Source organism: Achromobacter sp. T5-5 (assembly GCF_055397965.1).
Genome location: NZ_AP027919.1, coordinates 690,043 through 712,413 on the forward strand (window position 1 = coordinate 690,043; position 22,371 = coordinate 712,413).

The window sequence follows — 22,371 nt, forward strand, 5'->3', positions numbered from 1 at the left end:
AAAACCTGTTCACGTCATAGTCGAGGACAATGAGCATGAAGATGGAAGACGACATCAAACGCTGGACGGCCAAGCGCAAGAGCGCGCCGGTACTGGACATCATTCAGTGCAAGACCGCCGGTGTCGGAGGCGATCCGGCAGTACGGCCTTTGGTCGTCGGAGGTCGAGCAATGGGTCAATGACGGAAAACAGGGCATAGAGATCGTCCTGCAGGCCAACCCGCAGGACGTACGCGAGCAGCACGAGCATCAGCTCAAGGATCTGCAAGGTATGGGGCGCGGCGTAGGGCGGCTTTTGAAGAACTACGCCCGACTTCGGGCTACAGCGCGTGGCTAGGCTGACGGGTCAATAACATCCAGAACTTCACTGAGCGAGCAGAGCGTGTCAGTCCGATTGCTCGTGGCTGTCTTTCGATCCAGGTGGTAACTGCGCATGCCAAAGTTCCGTGGCCCGATCAAATCCGCATCCATGGTGTCTCCGATCATCAAAACCTCATCCGGACGGCACGCAATACCCTCACACAAGTATTGATATATCTCCGGCTGCGGCTTGACGGCCCGGGCTTCGTATGACCAAGCGCAGAAGTCTGGCGCGAAGGGCAACAAGTTCAGTACCGGAGGTCCGTAGGGAGCGGCAAGGTTGGAGCAAAGCGCGACCTTGATTCCGCGGTCTTTCAAGGCTATCAGGGTGGGAGCCGCGTCGGCAAAAAGCGTGATCGAGCGGATTTCTTCACGCAGCTCTATTTCCAAGGCCCGTAAGTTGTCCTCGCTGACGATTCCACCGAAAAGCTTGGCTGCCTGCCTGAGGTCAATGGCATTACTCATTGCCCGGACCCCATCGTCGCTTTGGCGCTGACGCCCCGCGTCGTGTAGCAGGCGGACGAGCTTACGAAAAGGGCGAGTGGGCCGCTCTATGCGAACCAATGTTCCAAATACGTCAAATGCGACTGCCTTGATTGCCATTGGGCCTCCGGGGTGTCAGGGAAGGTATTGCGGGTTTGCGGGTTCATTCTCTTACATCAGGGACTTTGCTGAGAATGCGGTGTCGCCAGATGGTAGAGGTAACTTGAGTGAAAGTCGCAGATAGGCTCAATCGTTCTGCCGGAAGGCTGCGCTTGAATATGAACAGGTGGGAAAGGATGCTGCGCGATGGGCTGACCAAGTGAATAGCGTGCTGGCTGCAATTTGCGGAGCCCTAGACAGGCGCCGTGGACCGCGCCGACTCGAAAGGTCTGAACTCGACTTTCCAACGACCAGTTGACTCAGATATTTGGGAACGATCATTGCAGAGGAAGCCCAGCGCTCCCAGACTCTCGCCGAAAGCTACAATGAACGCGCTTGTGCATTTGTCATTGGACACGGCGTACCTGTAGGAGAACTGCGCTGATAAGTCGACCTTCGCGCGTTTCAGTTCAGTTCGATGCCGCAGACCCCTTATCGCACCGTCAAATGCTTCTTCGGAAATCTTCTGCCCGTTGGAAAACCACTGCAAATACCCGACCCCGTGCTTAGGCAATACGGTCTCGGTGTGCATGTAGTGCAGGCTGAGCAAGAGCTTCTTAAAGCAGGTCTCAATGAGTTGTCGAGTCTCCGGATGGCGAAGAGTCAAGATCGGCACGTCTTGCAGAAGCTGGCCCGGTTCGGGCTGAGCACCGTAGTCTCTAAGGATCGTCCGTTTCTCGCGGTTGGAAAGCTTCAGAGCTTGCATCAGCTCGGGATGGCGCGCCATCTGCCCACGGACCTGCTTTTCCAGCTCCTCTTGTGCGACAGGATTGGCGTGTTCGTCTCCCGGGGCGAGACGGCATATAAGTCCAAACATGCCCTCAACATTCGAGGTGGCGCGTTGGCAAGAGTCGCAGGCAGGAAACACGTATCCTTGAGGCCATTCGCGTTTGATGAAAACGGTTCGCGGAGGCCAGTGGTCTTCTGTGGTCGCGGGTGTATCCCCGCCGCAATAACAACAAAACGGATTCTTGGCGAGAAATCGGGTCAGTCGGCGATTCTTAGTGCCCATTTTTCAGGTTTCATGTGACACAAGCGCGGCCATTCTATGCTGGCCATCGTGTTTGCGGGCTCGCTGCTCGGCGGACAGCGCGCGGCCGCCATCATGAACCTGATCCAGTCGGCGCGCTTGAATGGGCACGATCCGTAGTGCCGATCTGAAGGCTGTGCTTACGCGCCTGCCCACGCAGACAAACAGCCAAATCGGAGCTACTGCCGCATCGGTGGCGGCCGGCCAAGTAGGACTCACAGTCAAGGGCGTGTTCGGCAGGCGCCCACGAAATCTCGTCATGACGAAACGTCCCTAGGCGCCGGCCCCTTTGCCGCCAGTCTGGAATGAGATGCAACCAACAGGGTTGCCCGCGCAGATGTTCATGCCCTGTCTCCACTCGCAACGAAGACGCTGATTGTATGAGAAGGCTTGTCAGCGATCTCGTATGAGACAGCGCCTATAGCCATCAAGAATTGATGCCATTAGCCTCCTTGGGGACTCACGCCCGACATACCGCTTAGGTGGTTGGGTGGGGCGCCACCCGAACTCAACCCCAAAGGACTGATATGGCAGTTCAGGCACCGAAAAAAAGAACAGGCTTCGAGAAGTGGCAAGACGGCATCGATAAGGCAGTGGGCGACCCGAAATGGAACGAATGGGACTGCGAGATTCAGATGGCCGTCAATGAGTACAACCGCCATCTTTCCAGTACGGCTGGCTATGTCCAGCTTGACTGGCGGATTATCAAAGCGATTCTGTGGGTCGAGTCTGGGGCATCTGACGCGGAGTGGAAAACCAGGCCCATGCGTATTGGAGTGCCCGGGGACCCTGGACTGTCATCATTGCTTTCTGGCAACGAAGGGGGGGATCTGATCCTGCCTCCGGCATGGAAAGGAAAACTTACAGTCAGTTCAGCTCGCGCTATTCCCACCCACAACATTCGCGCGGGGATTGGCTATCTCTTGATGAAGCTTGGACGCTACGAATACCACAGCGTCCATGATGCTGATTCCAAAGTCTACGAGATAACTGTTAAAGCAGGCGATAGCCTCGCCAAGATCGCGAAGGCTCAGGGAAGTACAGTCGATTTGATGCAGAAGCTAAATCCCACAGGGGCGACCTTACGGCCGGGGCAGGTTTTGAAGTGCCAAAAGGCGTCGGTGCGACGTGTGATCACGGGCTGGCGGAGTATCTCCGCCGTCGCGATCGCGGAGCGCTATAACGGAGGCGGTGATCTAACTTACGAAGCGAAGCTCAACTACACCCTAAACGCACTCAGCAAAGGAACGTCCCGTATATGCACAAATTAGCGCGATTAGCTTTGGTTGGGTGTGCAATCCTCCCGTGGGTTTCAAATGCGTCCGCCGACACCAATGGCCGGAGTGAACGTGAGCTGCGCTTAGAATGCGCGTATGAAATTCCAGGCGTAAGGGAATGCCTCCAAAAAAAGGCTGAAGGAAGTGAAGTAGATCTAAAAGACGCAGAAAAGCGGGTGATCGATGTCCTGGCTCAATGGGATGAGGACCCCAAGTATGTGAACCAAGCCAAGGCTACATTCAACGCATCAACCAAGGATTTCGCCAAGTACCGGGATAGCCAGTGCGCTTTCGCTTCAGCTTTAGGCGGAGGAGCAATTGGAAACGCTCTAGCCATGCGGCGTTTCGCTTGCATTGCAGAACTCAACAGTAGACGAGCGTTTCAGCTACGCGACTTGGTGTCGGATCGCCCAATGAAGTAGCTTTTATGGGCCGTTACCTCAAAGAGGCGTGGTGCTGAACTCTGAATGCAATTCGATGGTGCAGACAATGCGTAAAGCAACGATATTTGCTGGAGATTTTGACGAGTCTCCATCAAAAGATGCCGCGTGGGTTCGGCAGTGGCTAGAAAAATGGACCGCAGATGTTGTCGTGGTCCATTATTCAACCGGTGGCTGGGAACACATTTGGGATGTGTTGGGGCCGGAAGCCGCAATTGACGAAATACCCGCGCATCTACTTTGCACGAGTGAATGGGCTTCAGAGGGATAGCGCTCCATGGCCTCACCGCGGTCTGTGTCGAGGTCGGCCGCCGGTAATCCGGAATGAAAAAAGCCGTTGACGGCAAACGTCAACGGCTTTTCAAATTCTGGTGCCCGGGGCCGGAATCGAACCGGCACGCCTTGCGGCGGGGGATTTTGAGTCCCCTGCGTCTACCAATTTCACCACCCGGGCTAGGAGGTCGCGAGCACGTCCAGATGACGTGCTGCGGGAGATGCGAAGACCGCGATTATATGCGGTCTTTTCCATCTTGTCAGGCGACGGCCGGGCGAGCGGGCCGTATCCAGCGCGATCTCGGGACACGCCACGCAGCACATCCCGGACGCTATGCGCGCAAAACCTACTTCTTCTCAGGCAAGAACCAGTTCATCACCAGCGCGCAAATCCCGCCGGTCGCAACGCCCGATTCCAGGACGCTCTTCACGGAATGCGGCAGATGCGACAGGATTTCCGGCACCTGCGACACGCCCAGGCCCAGGGCCAGGGACACCGCGATGATCAGCAGTGCCCGGCGATCCAACTGAATGCCCGCCAGGATATTGATCCCCGACGCAGCCACCGCGCCGAACATGACCATGGCGGCGCCGCCCAGTACGGGTTCGGGCACGGCTTGCAGGACGCCGGCCACGACCGGGAACAGGCCCAGCAGGATCAGCATGCCGGCGATCCACACGCCGACGTGGCGGCTGGCGATGCCGGTCAATTGGATGACGCCGTTGTTCTGTGCGAAGACGGAGCTGGGGAAGGTGTTAAATACGCCGGCCAGGAGCGAGTTCGCCCCATTGACCAGCACGCCACCCTTGATGCGCTGCATCCACAGCGGGCCTTCGACGGGCTGCTTGGATACTTTGCTGGTGGCCGTGACGTCGCCGATGGCTTCCAGGGAGGTGACCAGGTAGATGATCAGCATGGGCACGAACAGGGCCCAGGAGAAGCCCAGGCCGAAGTGCAGGGGCACGGGCACCTGGAACAGGGCGGCCTCGCGGGCGCCGGTGAAATCCAGACGTCCCATCCAGGCGGCGGCGATGTAGCCGACGGCCAGGGCCAGCACCAGGGCGGTGCTGCGGATCCAGACAACTGGCACGCGGTTGAGCAGGATGATGGTGCCCAGGACGAGGCCGGACAGGGTGAGGTTTTCGGCGCTGGCGAAGGTGCCGTTGGCCATGGCGCCGAAGCCGCCGCCCATGCTGACGAGGCCGACTTTGATCAGCGTCAGGCCAATGAGCAGCACGACGATGCCGGTAACGAGGGGGGTGATGAGGCGCTTGACGAAGGGCAGGATGCGGCTGATGCCCATTTCGACGAAGGAGCCGGCGATGACGACGCCGAAGATGGCGGCCATGACGGCTTCGACCGGGGTGCCTTGCTTGACCATGACCGAGCCGCCGGCAATCAGCGGGCCGACGAAGTTGAAGCTGGTGCCCTGCACGATGAGTAGCCCGGCGCCCAGGGGGCCGAAGCGCTTGCACTGCACGTAGGTGGCGATGCCGGAGATGACCAGCGACATGGAGACGATCAGGGTGGTGTCGCGGCTGCTGACGCCCAGGGCCTGGCAGATGAGCAGGCCGGGGGTGACGATGGGGACCAGGATGGCCAGCAGGTGCTGCAGGGCGGCGACGAAGGCGACGGGGGGCGCGGGGCGGTCGTCGGGGCCGTAGACCAAGTCGTGGCTGGGTTCGGCGTCGTGGGGCGCGCTGCTGGGGGCGGGATGGGCGAGGGAGGCGGGTTGCATGGCGGAGTGCCGGCCGGGGAGGGGTAGAAAAGTGCGGGATTTTACCGGGGACAGCCCCGTGTCAGGTTGCTCTCATGCGACCCGGCCTTGAAAAGTTCCGATAGGCCCCCACATCAGTAGGGTTTCCCGGAGACCGCGCGGGCGTGCTGCCCCCGTCGCCGGATATTTGTCCCTAATTAATTTTCTAGCCACGTAGAACTATGAGCCAAACCGCCACGACTTCCGCGTCCGAAACCCTGGGGTTCCAGGCCGAGGTGAAGCAACTGCTTCATCTGATGATCCATTCGCTGTACAGCAACAAGGAAATCTTCCTGCGCGAGCTGGTGTCGAACGCATCGGACGCCTGCGACAAGCTGCGCTTCGAGGCCATCGACCAGCCGGAGCTGCTGGAAGGCAACGGTGAACTGGCCATCACGGTCAGCTACGACAAGGCGGCCCGCACGATCACGATCTCGGACAATGGGATCGGCCTGTCGCGCGAAGAAGCGGTCGCGAACCTGGGCACGATCGCCCGGTCGGGCACGCGCGAGTTTTTCTCGCAGCTCACGGGCGACAAGCAGAAGGATGCCCAGCTCATCGGCCAGTTTGGCGTGGGCTTTTATTCGTCGTTCATCGTGGCGGACAAGGTGACGGTGGTGAGCCGCCGTGCCGGGTCCTCGGAAGCGATCCAGTGGGAATCGGACGGCCAGGGCGAATTCACGATTGCCGCCGCCGAAAAGGCCGGCCGCGGCACGGACGTGACGCTGCACCTGCGCGCCGACGAGGACGAGCTGCTCAATGGCTGGAAGCTGCGCGAGATTCTGCGCCGCTATTCGGACCACATTTCGCTGCCGATCCGCATGGCCAAGGAAGAGTGGGATCAAGAGAAGGGCGAGCAGGTCAAGACCGACGAACTGGAAACGGTGAACCAGGCGAACGCGCTGTGGGCCCGCAACAAGTCCGAGGTGACGGAAGAGCAGTACCGCGAGTTCTACAAGACGGTGTCGCACGACTACGACGACCCGCTGGCCTGGACGCACAACCGCGTCGAGGGCCGCAGCGAGTACACGCAGCTGCTGTATGTGCCCAAGCATGCGCCGATGGACATGTGGGACCGCGATGGCCGCCATGGCGTGAAGCTGTATGTGAAGCGCGTCTTCATCATGGACGATGCCGACCAGCTGCTGCCGTCGTACCTGCGCTTCGTGCGCGGGGTGATCGATTCGGCGGACCTGCCGCTGAACGTGTCGCGCGAGATCCTGCAGGAAAGCCGCGACGTGCGCGCCATCCGTGAAGGCTCGGCCAAGCGCATCCTGTCGCTCCTGGAAGACATGGCCGAGAACAAGCCGGAAGACTACGCGACGTTCTGGTCGGAGTTCGGCCAGGTGCTGAAGGAAGGCGCGGGCGAGGATACGGCCAACCTGGAGCGAATCGCCAAGCTGATGCGTTTTGCGTCGACGGACTCGGGCGACCAGGCGCAGACGGTGTCGTTTGCCGACTACGTGTCGCGCATGAAGGAAGGCCAGGACAAGATCTACTATGTGACGGCCGACACGTTTGCCGCCGCCAGCAACAGCCCGCACCTGGAGATCTTCCGCAAGAAGGGCATCGAGGTCCTGCTGCTGTCGGATCGCGTGGACGAGTGGATGCTGTCGTACCTGCGCGAGTTCGACGGCAAGTCGCTGGTGTCGGTGGCCAAGGGCGGCCTGGATCTGGCGGAGCTGGCCGACGAGGAAGAAAAGAAGCACCAGGCCGAAGTGGCCGAGGACTTCAAGCCGCTGGTCGAGCGTCTGCAAAAGACGCTGGAAGACCAGGTCAAGGAAGTGCGCGTGACGCTGCGCCTGGTGGATTCGCCGGCGTGCGTGGTGGTGGGCCAGAACGAGCTCAGCCCGCACCTGTTGCGCATGCTGAAGGCCGCGGGGCAGGAAGCGCCGAACGTGAAGCCGGTGCTGGAGATCAACCCCGAGCATCCGCTGCTGGCGCGCATCCGCGCGGCCGAGGATGGCGAGTTCGATCAGTGGGCGCGTTTGCTGCTGGATCAGGCGCTGCTGGCCGAAGGGGCGCAGATTGCGGACCCGGCGGCGTTCGTGAAGCGGTTGAATGCGTTGCTGCTGAAGTAAGCGGCGGGGTTTCGCGATGCGAGGGGCGTCCGGTGGGACGCCCCTTTTTTCGTTTTGCTGGATACACGGCGGGCAATGTCGAAGAGGTGTCGGGCCGGCGAGTGTCTGATTTTCTGTTGTGAATTACCGCTCGGTAATTCTTGACCGCGCAAGCCGCCAAAACCGCCTTAGGATTACCGATCGGTAACTCTGGTGGTGATGCCATGTCGACGACGCGTGATCATGATGTGGTTCCGGCGGTTGCGCGCACGTCGACCGAATTGGGCGCGCTGGTCAAGTCCGTGCGTCGATCCCAGGGATTGCTGCAAGCGGATCTGGCGGGCTTGGGAAATTCGGGAAACCGGTTTGTAGTCGATCTGGAGCGCGGTAAACCCACTCTGCAGTTGCAGAAGGTGCTGGACATGTTGGACCTCCTTGGCCTTGAGGTCGAAGTGCGTAGGAAGCGCGCCCGACTTGACGGATGGCAAGCCGATTAATGACCTGAAGTCAAAAGTGTTTGCCCGCCAGACGGCTTTTTCTGCAAGGATCGGGCCGTCATACTGCAGCCCTGTCTATCCGATGCGCCGGCCGATTTAGGCCGGCCCGCCCCAGGTACCGCCTGCCGGCGCCGTCGAACCCAAGGAACTTGCATGAATCCCCAAGAAACCCCGCCGGTGAAGGCCGGCCCGCCGTTGTTGGCGCTTGCCGTCGGTGCGTTTGGCATCGGCGTGACCGAGTTTTCTCCCATGGGCCTGCTGCCCGTTATCGCCGACGGCGTGAACGTGTCCATTCCCAGCGCGGGCATGCTGGTCAGCGCCTACGCCATCGGCGTGATGATCGGCGCGCCGCTGATGACGCTGGCGTTTTCGCGCTGGTCGCGGCGCAAGGCGCTGATTCTGCTGATGGCTATCTTCACCATCGGCAATATCCTGTCCGCGCTGTCGCCCAACTACACGACGCTGCTGCTGGCGCGCCTTGTGACCAGTCTGAACCATGGCGCGTTCTTCGGCCTGGGCTCGCTGGTGGCCGCCAGCGTGGTGCCGCGCCACAAGCAGGCCAGCGCGGTGGCGACGATGTTCATGGGGCTGACCATCGCCAACGTGGGCGGCGTGCCGGCCGCGACGTGGCTGGGGCAGGTGATCGGGTGGCGCATGTCGTTTGCGGCGACGGCCGTGCTGGGCCTGATCGCGATGCTGTCGCTGTGGCTGGCGCTGCCGGCCGGCGAGGCGGGCCGCCGTCCCAACGTGCGTCACGAACTGGCGGTGCTCAAGAGTCCCGCGGTGCTGCTGGCGCTGTTGACCACGGTGCTGGGCGCGGGCGCGATGTTTACGCTGTACACGTATATCGCGCCGACGCTGGCTGACATCACCGGCGCGTCGCCGGCCTTCGTGACGGGGATGCTGGTGCTGATCGGCCTGGGCTTCACGTTGGGCAACGGCGTGGGCGGACGCATGGCGGACCGCTCGCTGGATGGCACGCTGATTTTCTTCCTGGTGCTGGTCATCGTGGACCTGCTGGCGTTTCCGTGGCTGGCGTCCTCGCCGGTTGGCGCGGCGGTTTCGCTGCTGATCTTCGGCATCGCGACGTTCGCGGTGGTGCCGCCCCTGCAAATGGGCGTGATGCGCGCCGCGACCGATGCGCCGGGCCTGGCGTCGTCAATGAACGTGGGCGCGTTCAACCTGGGCAACGCCGTGGGCGCGGCCGCCGGGGGCGCGGTGATTTCGGCGGGCATGGGCTATGCGGCGGTGCCGATCGCTGGCGCGGTGATCGCGACGGCCGGGTTGGGGCTGGTGCTGGTGCAGCGTGCCACGAATCAGCGTCGGCGCAGGCTGGCGATGCAGGGTTGCTGATCCCCGATCCTTGTTCTCCGGTCCTCGGGCCGCGCAATGTCCCACCCCGGCCCAATGCCATTGCGCCGGGGTTTTTGTTCCCGTATCGGCGGGTCTTCCAGCTTAGGCCGCCCGAGGGGCTTCGCCCCGCTGGCGGCATTCGATCGGGTCGTAGAAGCGATACCCCAGTCCTCGAAGCGTCGCTACCGGCAGCTTCCGGTCGCAGGCCTGCTCCACCTTCCGTCGCAGGCGGCGCATCTGCGTGTCCAGGCTGCGGCGGTCGTAGGTCCAATAGTCCTTGCCCAGCGCCTCCACGATCGCCTTGCGGCTAGCGCCCTTGTCGTGCGCGGCCAGCGTGGCCAGGACGGTGTAGTCCTGGTGAGACAGAGGGATGGGGGGCGAGCCGGGCGGCACCAGGCACGGCGGCGAATTGCAGAGCTGCCACGTCGATGCCAGGGCGACTTCCGCGTCGGCCTGCGCGCGTCGCTCGGTGACGTCCCGCGCCACGGCAACGCGGATCTGCTTGTCGGGGTACCAGCGCGCCGACCACATGATGTGCACGACACGCCCGTCCTTGCGCACATAGCGGTTCTCGAAGTCGTATTGCAGTTTGCCGCGCATCAACCGGTCGACGGCGGCCAGGGTGGCAGCGCGGTCGGGTTCGTAGATCAGCTCCATCATGGGGCGCCCCACCATCTCTTGCGGCGTGTAGCCGAAGATCTGTTCGCAGGCGCCAGTCACGCTGAGAAAGGTGCCGGATTCGTTCACGACGCAGACAGCGTCCAACAGCATGGGCATCAAGTCGGCAGGGGGCGGAGCGACCATGAGGTTTCCTGGTTGGTAGCGGGACACCGGTAGAACCGTACCTGGTTCGGGCGCGGAAAGTTTAAACACACTTGGCCGCGCGCAGCGATTTTTTTTCTGTGGCGAGGCTGAAAACAGCCGCCCGTGCGCGCATTTTTCCTCAGCGTTTGCGCTCATCTTTGCTCAGCTTCAGATGCTGGCAAATCCATATACTGCCGTCGCCATGGGTTGCGGATTTGACGACAGGCAGCCCCTCGAACTGGATGCCAAGAATGAACCTCATGCGCTTGTCCAACACGTTTTCCGACTTTCCCCTGCGCCCGCTATCGGCAGCGATCGCCATCGCGGCTGCCGGTCTGGGGGCGCCCGCGGCCGCCGCGACGCTGACCTGGGTCGGCGGCGCAGGCGGCGATTTCTGGGGCGTTCCGGCCAATTGGGGCGGAGCCACGCCCAGCATCCTGGACGATGCCCGTGTCGAGGCGGGGACTGTTCAACTGGATGGCATGCGTGAAGCGGGAACGCTGCTCGTGGGCGACACCGCGGCCGGCGCTTTGGTGTTTCAGCCGGCAGGCAGCCTGACGACCAGCAGCTTCGTGTTGGGCAACGGCGCAGGCTCGAACGGGTCGGCCGTATTGACGGGGCTTGGCTCCGGCAATGTCTGGAACACGATGAATGGAACGATCGCCAAAGGCGTCGACAGCATGGGGACCGTCACCGTGTCGGGCGCGAGCAACCGGCTCGAAGCGTTGTCGACGTTGATCGTGGGAGAGTACGGAACCGGGGCGCTGACGATCAAGGATGGGGGCGTGGTCCAGGCGGGCTTTCTGGCCGCAGGCCGCAGCGGGGATGCATGGGGGGATGTCCTGGTGACCGACGCGGGCTCCATGTTGCAGGCCGGCACGTTGCTGGTGGGCGGCGATGAGTTCGGGCCGGCCAGTACGAGCGCCCGCGGTACCCTGCGCGTCCTGGCGCAGGCGTCTCTCATGGCCACCGAGATCAGTGTCGGGGACGCGGCGCTTTCTACCGGGTCCGTTCAGGTCAGCGGCGTGGGAACGGTGCTGGACTCGGCGTTGCCCGTGCGCGTGGGGAACCTCGGCGTCGGTGTGTTCGATGTCAGCGACGCCGGGCGGGTGCAGAGCGGCGGCCTGGTGGCGGGAGACAAGGCGGGATCGACCGGGAGCGTCATGCTGACGGGCGCGGGCTCGTCGTGGACCAGTTCGGGACCCGTGCAGATCGGCAACGAGGGCAGCGGCACGCTGTTCATCGATGGTGGCGCGACGCTCAGCGGCACGTCAGGCTTCGTCGGCGTGGGGGCGGGCAGCGTAAGTACGGTCTCGCTTGGCGGGGCGGGATCTTCCTGGAACAGCAGTGGAATCTTTGTGGTCGGCGATGCCGACGGCGCACGGGGCGGCGTGGGCATCACGGGCGGCAGCCAACTGTCCAGCCTGGACGGCACGGTGGGCCGGCGCGCCGGCTCCTATGGCAACGTGACGATCACCGACGACGGTTCCAACTGGACGTCCACCGGCCCGGTGACCGTGGGCGATGGCGGCGAAGGCCGCCTGCTGCTGATGTTCGGCGGCGCGCTGAACGCGAGCGAAGTCGTGGTCGCGAACGCCGCCGGTTCCAAGGGCACGTTGGTCATCGGCACACCCGCGGACTTCGGCGCGGCGCCCGCCGGCGTGCTGAATGCCCCGGTTGTCCGTTTTGGGGCGGGCGATGGCGAAATGCTGTTCAACTTTGTCGGCCCGGCCCTGACCTATGGCGGAAGCCTTCAAGGCAATGGCCGCGTCACCATCCTGTCGGGCGATGTGATCCTGACCGGCAACAGCAGCAATACCGGCCTGACGTCGGTGTTGGGCAACTCCCTGACGGTCAATGGCGCATTGGCCGGACCGGTGAGCGTGGGCGCGGGCGCCGTGCTGGCCGGCTCGGGCGCGGTGGGTTCGACGACGCTGGCCAGCGGCTCGACCCTGAGCCCCGGCAATTCCATCGGCACGCTGACGGTCAATGGCGACCTGACCTTCGCGCCTGGCTCGACCTACCGCGTCGAAGCCGCGCCGGCGTCCGCCGACAGCGACCGCGTCGTGGTCAACGGCATCGCGCGCCTGGCCGGGTCGGTGCTGCACGTGGGACCGGACGGCAATTTCACGCCCAATCTGCGCTACACCATCCTCAGCGCCAATGCGATAGAGGGTCGGTTCGACAGCGTGGCGTCGAACTATGCCTTCCTGGATCCCCAGCTTTCCTACGGCGCCACGGACGTGACGCTGGGCCTGCTCCAGACGCGCGCGTTTCCCACCGGCGCCAGCACGCCCAACCAGCGCGCCGTGGCCGGCGCCCTGGACAGCATGAGCGCCGACAGCGCGCTGCGCCAGTACGTGGCGACGCTGCCGCTAGGCCAGACGGAAGAAGCCTTCGACAGTCTGTCGGGCGAAGTGCACGCCAGCGTCTCCAATACGCTGCTTCAGTCTGCCGCCCAGACGCGCGCCACGCCGTTGGCCAAGCTGCGCGCAAACCTGCAGGCGAGTGCGCGGGCAGGCAGCCCCACGGCGGCCGCGGGCGTCTCGGACGCGCCGGTGTCGACCACGCAAATGCCGCTGTCCGGCGCGCTGCCGGCCTGGGCCGAAGTCGTGGGCAATTGGCAGACCATCGATGGCGACGGCAACGCGGCGCAGATCCGCCAGCACCTGGGCGGGCTGTTCGTGGGCGCCGATCATTCCGTGGGCGCCGGCTGGCGGGTCGGCGGCGCGTTGGGCTACACCGACAGCAAGGCCCGTGTCGACGAGCGGTCCTCGCAGGCGGATGTGTCCAGCTACAGTGCGCTGGTCTATGGCGGCAAGTCCTTTGCCGCCGGTCCCGGCGCCTGGCAGTTCCTGGCCGGTGCGGGCTACACCTGGCACGAAATTTCGACGCGGCGCTATGCCGACAGCCAGACGGCGGCGCTGACGGCCGACTACGGCGCCAGCACGGGCCAAGTCTTCACCGAATTGTCCTATGCCTGGAAGCTGGCCGAACGCACCACGCTGGAACCGTTTGCGGGCCTGGCATGGAGCGACCTGCGCACGAGGGGCTTTTCGGAGTCCGGCGGCGATGCCGCGCTGTCCGGCGAGTCCGGGAATACGCAGCAGACGCACGCCACCCTGGGCCTGCGCGCGGCGCAGGGGTTCGATGCCGCCGGCCGCCAGGGCAGGGTGTTCGGCACCGTGGGATGGCGCCACGTGTTCGGCGACGTGAAGCCCGAGTCGGTCCTGGCATTCGACGCCAGCCAGCCGTTCACGGTAGCGGGCGCGCCCATCGGCCGCGACGCGGCGCTGGTGGAGGTGGGAGCGGAAATGGCGATCGCCCGGACGGCGACGCTGGGGCTGGGCTATTCCGGCCAGTACGCGAGCGGCAGCCGGGAGCACTCGGCCAATGTGAACGTGCGCTGGCAGTTCTAAGGCGCGTGCCGACGGCGCGCCCGATGCCGGGCGTTGCCGTCCTCAAGGCTCGCGTTCTAGCTGGTATGACGCTGCGCCAGCGGCTGCACCGCCAGTCGCAATCCCATCGCTTTCAGGATGGCTGTCAGGCTGCTGAGGGCCGGGTTTCCGCTTGGGGACAGCGTGCGGTAGAGTTGCGTCGGGTTCAACTTGGCCTGTTTGGCCACGGACGGTACGCCGCCAAAGGCCAGCGCAAGCTGGCGCAGCGCGATCAGCAGTTCGGCCTGATCGCCGTCTGCAAGAACGTCGTTGATAAGGTCGGCAGCGAGCGCGGGGTCCTTGCGGTACAACTCGGCCATCGCCTCGTCGTGGGATCTGCTTTTCATGGTCTCTGTTCCCAGTCTTTCCGGTAACTGACGGCGTTGGCGATGTCCGTCGCTTGGGTATGCTTGTCGCCGCCGCATAGAAGCAGCACGACCCGGCGTCCGGCCAGTGTGTAGTAAACGCGGTAACCGGGCCCAGCGTCGATGCGCAGTTCCCAGATGCCGTCGCGGCAAAATCGGTGGTCGCCAAAGTTGCCCAGTTCCAGCCTTGCAATCCGCCGTATGGCGGCGACCTTGATGCGGTTATCTCGTAGGCCGCTCAGCCAATCGAGATAGGGACTCGTCCGGCCATCAGGGGCCAGGTAATGTTCGATTTCGTACATACGGATATTCGTTTATTGACGAATTCAGGTCAAGCCCCCCGAGCAAGGGCTGTGGCTTCAGTAGGTTTGTCACGTCACGCCCGTAGAGCGTGTCGCGTCAGATGATCCGGGGAACGAAACGCGGCGCAATTGGCGGCGTGATCGTTTCATCACGCCAGTGCCTTTGCATTCCGGAGGGGGCGATGTTGTCGGTGCCCGGCTTGGGCAGCGCCGTGGGCTTACTGAAACCAACGAAAAAGGGCGTCCCGCAGGACGCCCCTTCAATCAACGCCGAAGCGCAAGCTCCGGGCTGATCCCTCAAGCCTCGATCCGCTCCACCTTCCCCACCAGCAGGATGTACGACAGCGCGCCCAGCAACGCCAGCGACGAGACATACACGATCGCCGGAGCGAAGTTGTCCTTGGACACCAAAAGGCCGATCACGATGGGCGTGCAGATCGACGACAGGTTGCCGACGAAGTTGAACACGCCGCCGGTCAGGCCCAAGAGGCGCACCGGCGCCAGCGCCGACACGAGCGACCAGGTGATCGATGCGAGCCCGTTGCCGAAGAACGCCACCGCCAGGAAGAAGATGACCCAGGGCGTGGAGTCGGTGAAGTTTGCGCCGATCATGGACGTGGAGATCAGGAGGCCCAGGATGATGGGCAGCTTGCGCGCCATGCCGACGGTGGCGCCGCGGCGGATGAGGAAGTCGGACAGCACGCCCGAGCACAGCACGCCGACGAAGGCCGCCAGGAACGGCACGGAGGCCAGGAAGCCCGACTTGATGAAGTCCATGCCGCGGTACTTGACCAGGTAGGTCGGGAACCAGGTCAGGAAGAACCACAGCGTGGACGTCAGGCAGAACTGGCCCAGGTACACGCCCCACAGCTTGCGCTGGCTCATGACCAGGCCCAGGTCGTTCCAGTTGAACGGCGCCTTCTTTTCCCGGACGCGCGTGTCCAGGTCGACGACGCCGCCGCCTTGCTGGATCAGGTCGATCTCCGCCGCGTTGGCGCCCTTGAACTGGCGCGGCTCGCGGTAGATCATGAACCACAGCACGCCCCAGACGATGCCCAGGAGGCCCGTGCTGACGAACACCATGTGCCAGCCGTAGTGGTGCTGCAGCCACGCCAGCACCGGGGTCAGGAACGCCAGGCCGACGAACTGGCCTGACGTGTAGAAGCCGATGGCGGTGGCGCGTTCGCGCTCCGGGAACCAGGTGGTGACGACGCGGTTGTTGATGGGGTAGGCCGGGGCTTCCAGCGCGCCCACGGCCAGGCGCAGGACGAACAGGATGACGAAGCTGCCGGCGAATCCCATGAAGAAGGTGGCCGCCGACCAGAGGATCAGCGCGGCGGCGTACAGCACGCGGGGGGACACGCGGTCCACCAGCCAGCCGCCGGGGATCTGCATGGCGGCGTAGGTCCAGCCGAAGGCCGACAGGATCAGGCCTTCATGCACGGTGTCCAGGCCGAACTCGTCCTTGAGGGCGGGCGCGGCGATGGACAGGTTGCTGCGGTCCAGGTAGTTGATGACGACGGTGATGAACAGCATCACCATGATGAGATAGCGGCTGCGCGTGGGCCGCTGGCCGCTTTGCAGGGCGGCGTGGGTGGCGGTGGACAATGGCGTCTCCTCTCTGTTTTATCGGCTTACCATTCGGCGAAGCTGCCGTCGGCGTGGCGCCAGATGGGGTTGCGCCAGCGATGGCCCACTGCGGCGCGTTCCTTGACGTATTCCTCGTTCACCTCGATGCCCAGGCCCGGCCCCTGCGGGATCGCGACCATGCCGTCCTGATAGGCGAAGACCTCGCGGTTGCTGACGTAGTCGAGCAGGTCGTTGGCGGCGTTGTAGTGAATGCCCAGGCTCTGTTCCTGGATGAAGGCGTTGTAGCAGCCGGCGTCGATCTGCAGGCAGGTGGCCAGCGCGATGGGGCCGAGCGGGCAGTGCAGCGCGAGCGCCACGTCGTAGGCTTCGGCCATCGCGGCGATCTTGCGGGTTTCGGTGATGCCGCCGGCGTGCGACGGGTCGGGCTGGATGATGTCGACGTAGCCTTCGGACAGCACGCGCTTGAAGTCCCAGCGCGAGAAGAGGCGCTCGCCCAGCGCGATGGGCGTGGACGTGAGCGGGGCCAGTTCTTTCAGGGCTTCGTAGTGTTCGCTCAGGACGGGTTCTTCGATGAACATGAGCTTGAAGGGGTCCAGCTCCTTCATCAGCACCTTGGCCATGGGCTTGTGGACGCGGCCGTGGAAGTCCACGCCGATGCCCACGTTCGGGCCGACGGCGTCGCGCACGGCGGCGACGTTCTCCAGGCACTTTTCGACCTTGTCGAACGAGTCGATGTATTGCAGCTCTTCGGTGCCGTTCATCTTGACGGCGGTGAAGCCGCGCTCGACGGCGCTCTTGGCGGCCGCGGCGGTGTCGGCGGGACGGTCGCCGCCGATCCACGAGTACACGCGGATGCGGTCGCGCACATTGCCGCCCAACAGTTGCGAGACGGGCACGCCCAGATGCTTGCCCTTGATGTCCCACAGGGCCTGGTCGATGCCGGCCAGCGCGCTCATGTGGATGGCGCCGCCGCGGTAGAAGCCGCCGCGGTACAGGACCGTCCAGTGGTCTTCGATGTTGCGCGGATCCTTGCCGATCAGGTAGTCGGACAGTTCCTCGACAGCCGCGGCCACCGAATGGGCGCGGCCTTCGACGACGGGCTCGCCCCAGCCGACGATGCCTTCGTCCGTCTCGATCTTCAAAAAGCACCACCGGGGCGGCACGATGTAGGTGGTGAGCTTGGTGATCTTCATGCTTGTGTCTCCTGGGCAGGATAGGCGCGTTGCCAGGCCGCGATGAAAGCGCGCGCGTTCTGGCCGGTTGCTTCGGCCGACAGGCCGGGTTTGTACAAGGCGGAGCCCAGGCCGAAGCCGCTGGCGCCCGCCTGGGCGTAACTGGAAAGGTTGTCGGGCGTGATGCCGCCCACGGGCACCAGCGCAATCGGCGGGCGCATCACGGCGCGCCAGGCCTTGAGCACGGTCGGGCCAAGCTGTTCGGCGGGAAACATCTTCAGCACGTCGGCGCCGGCGGCCAGCGCCGCGAAGGCTTCGGTGGGGGTCGCCACGCCGGGGCAGGAGGCCATGCCCAGTTTCTTGGCTTCGCGGATGACGGCCGGATCGCTGTGGGGCATGACGATGAGTTCGCCGCCGGCCTGCTGGATGCGGGCGCAGTCCTTGGGATCGAGGACGGTGCCGGCGCCGATGAGGCAGTCGGTGGGCAGCGCGGCGCGCATGGCGCGGATGCTGTCCAGCGGATCGGGCGAGTTCAGGGGGACTTCGATCAGGCGAAAGCCCGCGTCGTACAGGGCCTGGCCGACGGGTTCGGCTTCGGCTGGGGTGATGCCGCGCAGGATGGCGATCAGGCCGCAGTGGGCCAGGGCGGTTTGCAGACCGGGATGGTTCATCGGGGCTCCTAGGCTGAGATCGGGGTGGACGCGCGGACCAGGCCGGCGCTGACGGCCAGATGCCACAGGCCGCGCTCGGTGGCGTTCTGCGCCTGGGCGGGCGTGCCCAGGCCGTAATGCTGCATGGCCAGGATGTAGCGGCGGCACAGCGCGGGATCGCCGCAGAGCACGATGCGGGGCAGTTCGCCCTGCTGGCGCAGCATCTCGGCCAGGGCCGCGATTTCGTGGCCGATCAGCAGGCCCGACAGGTAGTCGGCCTGCGACTCGGGCGCGAGTTCGCCGGTCAGGCCCAGCGCGCGCGTGCTGAAGATGGTGGACATGACCCCGGCGCGGCCCGCGGGGGCGCCGGCGACTTTCAGGCCGCGTTCGAAGGCCGCCATGTCGGGACTGGCGGCGTCCGCCATGGTGCGGCCCAGGATGGTGTGGCCGCGCAGCGCCGCGTAGACCTCGCCGGTCATGAAGGTGTCGAAGTGGGTGACGCGGCCGCGCCGCGCGTTGACCCATTTGGAGTGGGTGCCGGGCAGGCCGATGAGCACGCTGTCCGCGTCCGCGCTGGCCTGTTCGGACATCACGCCGAAGACCTGGGTCTCTTCGCCGCGCATCACGTTGGGCAGGCCGTGGCGCTGAATGAGGCCGGGCACGATGTGCAGCGGCGTGCCGCCCGGGCGCTCCACCACCGTCAGGCGCGTGCCGATGCGGTCCAGGTCGACGGGCACGTCCAGGTAGGCGGCTTCCTTCCAGCCCTGGGCGCTGCCGACCATGCCGCAGGCGATCACGGGCAGGGCGGGCTCGGCTCGCAGCCAGTCGCCGCAGGCCTGTTCAAAGGCCAGTTCAAAACCGGACAACGCGGTGGTGGCGGCGCCGTCCTGCAGCGGCTGGGGCAGGCGCATGATGCCCCAGGGCAGATGGCGCGTATCGAGCGTGCGGCCCGTGGCGTCCAGGCGGTAGGCGCGCAGCGAAGAGGTGCCCCAGTCCAGCGCGATGAGCGCCGCACGGGCGGGCGATCCGGTAATCATCAGAGTCTGTCTCGTCTCTGGCCGTGCATCTGGCTGCTGTCGCGGCGCCGGGTTGGCGCGCGAGGCGGGGATGCGCGGACCTTGTTGTCTGAAATCTGCCGTGCGCGTGCGCGGGCGCGCGGCGAACGGTGGCAAAAATTCTAGATCAGTGCTTGAAAAATCTCAAAATATAGAATTAAATCCCACATACAGGGAATTTGTAGAGGTCTCCGTGCCGTGTTTCAGGCCGGGTATCCTTGCCATTCCTGTCCGCCCACTTCCACCCGCATCGCTTCATGACCGTCACCCCCCAGATTCCCGAGCAGCCGTCCCCGCTGGACCCCGATGCCGCCGCGCCCGCCGGCACCCAGACGCTGATGCGCGGCCTGGCCGTGGTGCAGGCCGTGGCCGACGGCGCGCGCGACCTGAAAGAGATCTGCGCGCGTATCGGCGTGGCGCGCAGCACCACGCACCGGCTGGCCAGTTGCCTGGTGCAAGAGCGCTATCTGCGCGCCTTGCCGGGCGTGGGCTACGTGCTGGGCCCCAAGCTGATCGAGCTGGGGTTCCAGGCGCGCGAAGCTTTCCCCATGGCGACGCTGGCCCGCCCGTATCTGGACCGTCTGGCGGAACTGACGGGCGACACGATTCACCTGGCCGTGCGCGACAGCAACGAAGTGCTCTATCTGGAAAAAATACCGGGCAAGAAGGGGCTGGAAATGCGCTCGCGGGTCGGGCACCGCATGCCGCTTGCCGCCACCGGCGTGGGCAAGGCGCTGCTGCTCGACGCGGACGAGCCGCAATGGAAGGCGCTGCATCGCGTCGGCGCGCCGGTGTCCTCGCGCGCGCCCGGCGGACAGCAGGGATGGGAGGCGTTCCGTGACCGCATGCGCGACTACGCGTCGCAGGGCTATGCGTTCGACCTGGAAGACAACGAGCCGTCGATCCGCTGCGTGGCCGCGCCGGTGCGCGATGCGACCAGCGGCATCGTGGCCGCGATCAGCGTGTCGAGCACCGTGCCCTACATGTCGCTGGAGCGCATGCGAGAGATGGTGCCCGTGGTGCAGGGCGCGGCGGCGGCGATCTCCGCCGAGCTCGGCTGGAAGGTGGAGCGCGGCTGAATCCTGGCGCTAACGCTTGCCGTCGCGGCGTCCGGTATCGGACAGCACCTCCAGCAGGACATCCATATCGACCGGCTTCACCAGATGCGCATCGAAGCCGGCTTCCAATGAGGCCCGGCGGTCCTCTTCCTGCCCCCAGCCGCTGAGCGCGAGGATCGTCGCGTCCTTGCCCCAGTCGAGCGTCCGCATGCGGCGGCAGGCCTCATGGCCGCCCATGCCGGGCATGCCGATGTCCATCAGGATCACCTGCGGGCGTATCTGTTCGCCCACGGCGATGGCCTCTTCGCCGTCGTATGCGGCGTTCACCTCGTGGCCTTCCAGGGCGAGCACGGCGGCCAGGGATTCCACGGCATCCCGGTTGTCGTCGACCACGAGCACCCTGCGCGCGACGGTCGAGAAGTCCGCGGCCTGCGCCTGCGGCGCGGGCTGCTGAATGTCGGTGACGGGCAGCCGGACGACGAACTCGCTGCCCTGGCCCAGGCCGTCGCTGTGCGCGTGGACCGTTCCACCATGCATTTCCACCAGGCGCTTGACGAGCATCAGCCCGATGCCCAGGCCGCCCTGGGCGCGCTCCAGCGTCCGGTCGACCTGGGTGAACATGTCGAAAATCCGGTCGAGCTGGTCGGGCGGAATGCCCGCGCCGTTGTCCCTGATGGCGATCTGGACGGCATCGTCGCCCGGTTCCACGAAGAATTCGATGTCGCCGCCGGGCGGCGTGTACTTGGCCGCGTTGGACAGCAGATTGCCGAAGACCTGCGACAGGCGCTCGGCATCGCCGCGCAAGGTGATCTGCGCGTCGGGCTGCACCAGACGGAGCCGATGGCCGTGTTGCTCCAGGGCGGGCCGGCACGTCTCGATGGCATGCTGCAGGACGGTGTCGAGCGTCAGGACGTCGAGCCGAAGCTCGAGCTTGCCGCGATTGATGCGGTTCACATCCAGCAGGTCGTCGACCAGCCGCACGAGTTGCCGGAGCTGGCGGTCCATCACCTCGCGGGCGCGCACGGTCATGGCGGGGTCGCGCTCGGCGCGTTTCAGGACTTCCAGCATGTTGCGCAACGCGGCCAGGGGGTTGCGAAGTTCGTGAGCCAGCACCGCCAGGAACTCGTCCTTGCGCCGCCGCTCGCGCGCCAGTTCGGATTCCGCCAGGTGGCGCTCTAGCAGTTCAGCGGCCTGACGCGCGAGCAGATCGATGTAGCGCAGGGCCTCGGGCGAGGGGCCGCCGGGCCAGCGATAGTGGTTGTTGAGCATGCCCAGGAGCTGGCCGCTGCGGCTCAGGAGCGGCGTGCATTGGATCGACCGGATGTCGTCTTCAAGGACGATCTCAAGTCCCTGGGTGCCCTGCAGATCCGTCAACTGTTCCACGTCGGGCACGACCAGCCGTTGCAGGTCCTGGGCCGCTTGCGCGCAGCTTGCGACCCACCCGTCTTCCGCGAAGTGCTCCACCAGGCGCGCGCTCAGGCCCTGATGCACGGCGATGCGCAGCGTGTGCTTCGCGGGATCGTAGATCTGGATGTTGCCTTTCTCGGTCCCGGAAATGTCGGCGGCGGCGGCCAGAATCTTCTTGAGCAGGGGCTCGAACTCGCCCGGGCCGACGAGTTCGGCGCTCAGCGCCTGCAGTCTGGCGAGCGCGTGCACTTCGTTCTTCAGGTCCGCGGCGGCGCGATCGCGCTCGACGACGATGCTGGTGGCCAGCGCGCCGAATTCCGCGACGCGTTGTTCCCATGGCGTGGGCGTGCGCGCCTGCGTCAGGCAGACGAAAAACCACCCCACCGGCGTGCCATCAGGCGTCAGCGCGGGGCGCGCATGGCAGGCGCGCAGGCCGTGGTCGCGGCAGATGGCGCGCCAGGGCGCGGCCCATATCGGCGATTGTTCGATGTCGGCGCAACCCACGGGGTTGTCGTGCGCCACGGGCTGGCCGCCGGCGGCAAACAGGGCTTGCTCTATCGGCAGCCCGCGCAGGGGGCATGCGAACGAGGCGGGAAGATGGGTCGAGTAGGCGTCGCCCACTTTGCTGCGGTCGGCGCCCGCCAGGAGCACGCATGCCCGCGTGCCGGGCGCGAGGCGGCCGACGGCATCGGAGAGCGCTTCCAGGCACGACCCGCTAGGCGCACCCGATGCGATGAGAAGCAGGATTTTTCGCTGCTCTTCGTCCAAGGCGGTTTGGATTGCGGATTCTGGCGGCTCGTGAGTCAAGCGGGTTTCCTCCAGGTGCGTCGCCAAGGCGGCGAT

19 protein-coding genes, 1 tRNA gene and 2 pseudogenes are annotated in these 22,371 nt (G+C 64.9%); 10 read left to right on the forward strand and 12 right to left on the reverse strand.

Annotated elements, in window-relative coordinates; translation table 11 throughout:
• Window positions 1–29: 29 nt before the first annotated feature.
• A pseudogene (locus ACZ50Q_RS03185) lies at window positions 30–336 on the forward strand (DUF1153 domain-containing protein).
• Here the strand turns inward: ACZ50Q_RS03185 and ACZ50Q_RS03190 are convergent.
• On the reverse strand, window positions 333–962 hold the full coding sequence (locus ACZ50Q_RS03190; protein WP_464080522.1) for an HAD family hydrolase: 630 nt from the start codon (window positions 960–962) through the stop codon (window positions 333–335). The pseudogene ACZ50Q_RS03185 and the gene ACZ50Q_RS03190 overlap by 4 nt on opposite strands.
• Before the next feature lie 232 nt (window positions 963–1,194).
• Window positions 1,195–2,013 carry a hypothetical protein gene (locus ACZ50Q_RS03195; protein WP_464080523.1) on the reverse strand — a complete coding sequence of 273 codons (819 nt, stop codon included), beginning with the start codon at window positions 2,011–2,013 and terminating at the stop codon, window positions 1,195–1,197.
• A gap of 48 nt (window positions 2,014–2,061) precedes the next feature.
• Between ACZ50Q_RS03195 and ACZ50Q_RS03200 the strand changes: the two are divergent.
• The 4 genes and pseudogenes from ACZ50Q_RS03200 to ACZ50Q_RS03215 all read left to right on the forward strand — a co-directional run.
• Window positions 2,062–2,243 (forward strand): annotated as a pseudogene (locus tag ACZ50Q_RS03200) (transposase domain-containing protein); the annotation flags it as partial.
• Between the two features lie 315 nt (window positions 2,244–2,558).
• Window positions 2,559–3,302, forward strand: coding sequence for a LysM peptidoglycan-binding domain-containing protein (locus ACZ50Q_RS03205; protein ID WP_464080524.1), 744 nt, complete (start codon window positions 2,559–2,561; stop codon window positions 3,300–3,302).
• The gene (locus ACZ50Q_RS03210; protein WP_464080525.1) at window positions 3,290–3,730 is read left to right on the forward strand and encodes a lysozyme inhibitor LprI family protein; all 441 of its coding nucleotides are present in this window, start codon (window positions 3,290–3,292) and stop codon (window positions 3,728–3,730) included. The genes ACZ50Q_RS03205 and ACZ50Q_RS03210 overlap by 13 nt, the downstream gene beginning before the upstream one ends.
• A gap of 67 nt (window positions 3,731–3,797) precedes the next feature.
• Complete coding sequence (locus ACZ50Q_RS03215) at window positions 3,798–4,019, forward strand: hypothetical protein (RefSeq protein WP_464080526.1); 222 nt, start codon at window positions 3,798–3,800, stop codon at window positions 4,017–4,019.
• A 98-nt stretch (window positions 4,020–4,117) separates the two neighbouring features.
• On the opposite strand, the gene ACZ50Q_RS03220 is transcribed toward ACZ50Q_RS03215, so the two are convergent.
• A tRNA-Leu gene (locus tag ACZ50Q_RS03220) sits at window positions 4,118–4,202 on the reverse strand.
• 166 nt (window positions 4,203–4,368) lie between these two features.
• The gene (locus tag ACZ50Q_RS03225; RefSeq protein WP_076517162.1) at window positions 4,369–5,760 is read right to left on the reverse strand and encodes a uracil-xanthine permease family protein; all 1,392 of its coding nucleotides are present in this window, start codon (window positions 5,758–5,760) and stop codon (window positions 4,369–4,371) included.
• Between the two features lie 200 nt (window positions 5,761–5,960).
• Between ACZ50Q_RS03225 and htpG the strand changes: the two genes are divergently transcribed.
• The 3 genes from htpG (at window position 5,961) to ACZ50Q_RS03240 (ending at window position 9,688) form a co-directional block, all read left to right on the forward strand.
• Window positions 5,961–7,859 (forward strand): molecular chaperone HtpG, encoded by a 1,899-nt coding sequence (gene htpG, locus ACZ50Q_RS03230; RefSeq protein WP_464080527.1) that lies wholly within the window; start codon window positions 5,961–5,963, stop codon window positions 7,857–7,859.
• Between the two features lie 140 nt (window positions 7,860–7,999).
• Window positions 8,000–8,335, forward strand: coding sequence for a helix-turn-helix domain-containing protein (locus tag ACZ50Q_RS03235; RefSeq protein ID WP_464080528.1), 336 nt, complete (start codon window positions 8,000–8,002; stop codon window positions 8,333–8,335).
• 153 nt (window positions 8,336–8,488) lie between these two features.
• Window positions 8,489–9,688 carry an MFS transporter gene (locus ACZ50Q_RS03240; protein WP_464080529.1) on the forward strand — a complete coding sequence of 400 codons (1,200 nt, stop codon included), beginning with the start codon at window positions 8,489–8,491 and terminating at the stop codon, window positions 9,686–9,688.
• A 102-nt stretch (window positions 9,689–9,790) separates the two neighbouring features.
• Here the strand turns inward: ACZ50Q_RS03240 and ACZ50Q_RS03245 are convergent, their stop codons facing one another.
• Window positions 9,791–10,492, reverse strand: a complete 702-nt coding sequence (locus ACZ50Q_RS03245) for a PAS domain S-box protein (RefSeq protein WP_464080530.1) — start codon at window positions 10,490–10,492, stop codon at window positions 9,791–9,793.
• A 251-nt stretch (window positions 10,493–10,743) separates the two neighbouring features.
• Here ACZ50Q_RS03245 and ACZ50Q_RS03250 point away from each other — a divergent pair, with 251 nt between their 5' ends.
• Complete coding sequence (locus ACZ50Q_RS03250; protein ID WP_464080531.1) at window positions 10,744–13,911, forward strand: autotransporter outer membrane beta-barrel domain-containing protein; 3,168 nt, start codon at window positions 10,744–10,746, stop codon at window positions 13,909–13,911.
• A 56-nt stretch (window positions 13,912–13,967) separates the two neighbouring features.
• On the opposite strand, the gene ACZ50Q_RS03255 is transcribed toward ACZ50Q_RS03250, so the two are convergent.
• The 6 genes from ACZ50Q_RS03255 to ACZ50Q_RS03280 form a co-directional block, all read right to left on the reverse strand.
• A complete protein-coding gene (locus tag ACZ50Q_RS03255; protein WP_464080532.1) occupies window positions 13,968–14,276 on the reverse strand; it encodes a helix-turn-helix domain-containing transcriptional regulator in 309 nt (102 codons plus the stop codon).
• The gene (locus ACZ50Q_RS03260) at window positions 14,273–14,596 is read right to left on the reverse strand and encodes a type II toxin-antitoxin system RelE/ParE family toxin (protein ID WP_464080533.1); all 324 of its coding nucleotides are present in this window, start codon (window positions 14,594–14,596) and stop codon (window positions 14,273–14,275) included. The genes ACZ50Q_RS03255 and ACZ50Q_RS03260 overlap by 4 nt, the downstream gene beginning before the upstream one ends.
• 297 nt (window positions 14,597–14,893) lie before the next feature.
• A complete protein-coding gene (locus ACZ50Q_RS03265; RefSeq protein ID WP_092581552.1) occupies window positions 14,894–16,204 on the reverse strand; it encodes an MFS transporter in 1,311 nt (436 codons plus the stop codon).
• Window positions 16,205–16,230: 26 nt separating this feature from the next.
• Window positions 16,231–17,379 carry a galactonate dehydratase gene (gene dgoD, locus ACZ50Q_RS03270; protein WP_092581553.1) on the reverse strand — a complete coding sequence of 383 codons (1,149 nt, stop codon included), beginning with the start codon at window positions 17,377–17,379 and terminating at the stop codon, window positions 16,231–16,233.
• Complete coding sequence (locus ACZ50Q_RS03275; RefSeq protein WP_464080534.1) at window positions 17,376–18,029, reverse strand: 2-dehydro-3-deoxy-6-phosphogalactonate aldolase; 654 nt, start codon at window positions 18,027–18,029, stop codon at window positions 17,376–17,378. Before ACZ50Q_RS03275 ends, dgoD begins: the two co-directional genes overlap by 4 nt.
• A gap of 8 nt (window positions 18,030–18,037) precedes the next feature.
• The gene (locus ACZ50Q_RS03280) at window positions 18,038–19,045 is read right to left on the reverse strand and encodes a 2-dehydro-3-deoxygalactonokinase (RefSeq protein WP_092581554.1); all 1,008 of its coding nucleotides are present in this window, start codon (window positions 19,043–19,045) and stop codon (window positions 18,038–18,040) included.
• Window positions 19,046–19,320: 275 nt separating this feature from the next.
• On the opposite strand from ACZ50Q_RS03280, the gene ACZ50Q_RS03285 reads away from it, so the two are divergent.
• On the forward strand, window positions 19,321–20,142 hold the full coding sequence (locus tag ACZ50Q_RS03285) for an IclR family transcriptional regulator (protein ID WP_464080535.1): 822 nt from the start codon (window positions 19,321–19,323) through the stop codon (window positions 20,140–20,142).
• Between the two features lie 9 nt (window positions 20,143–20,151).
• Here the strand turns inward: ACZ50Q_RS03285 and ACZ50Q_RS03290 are convergent, their stop codons facing one another.
• Complete coding sequence (locus tag ACZ50Q_RS03290; protein ID WP_464080536.1) at window positions 20,152–22,296, reverse strand: hybrid sensor histidine kinase/response regulator; 2,145 nt, start codon at window positions 22,294–22,296, stop codon at window positions 20,152–20,154.
• Window positions 22,297–22,371: the final 75 nt, after the last annotated feature.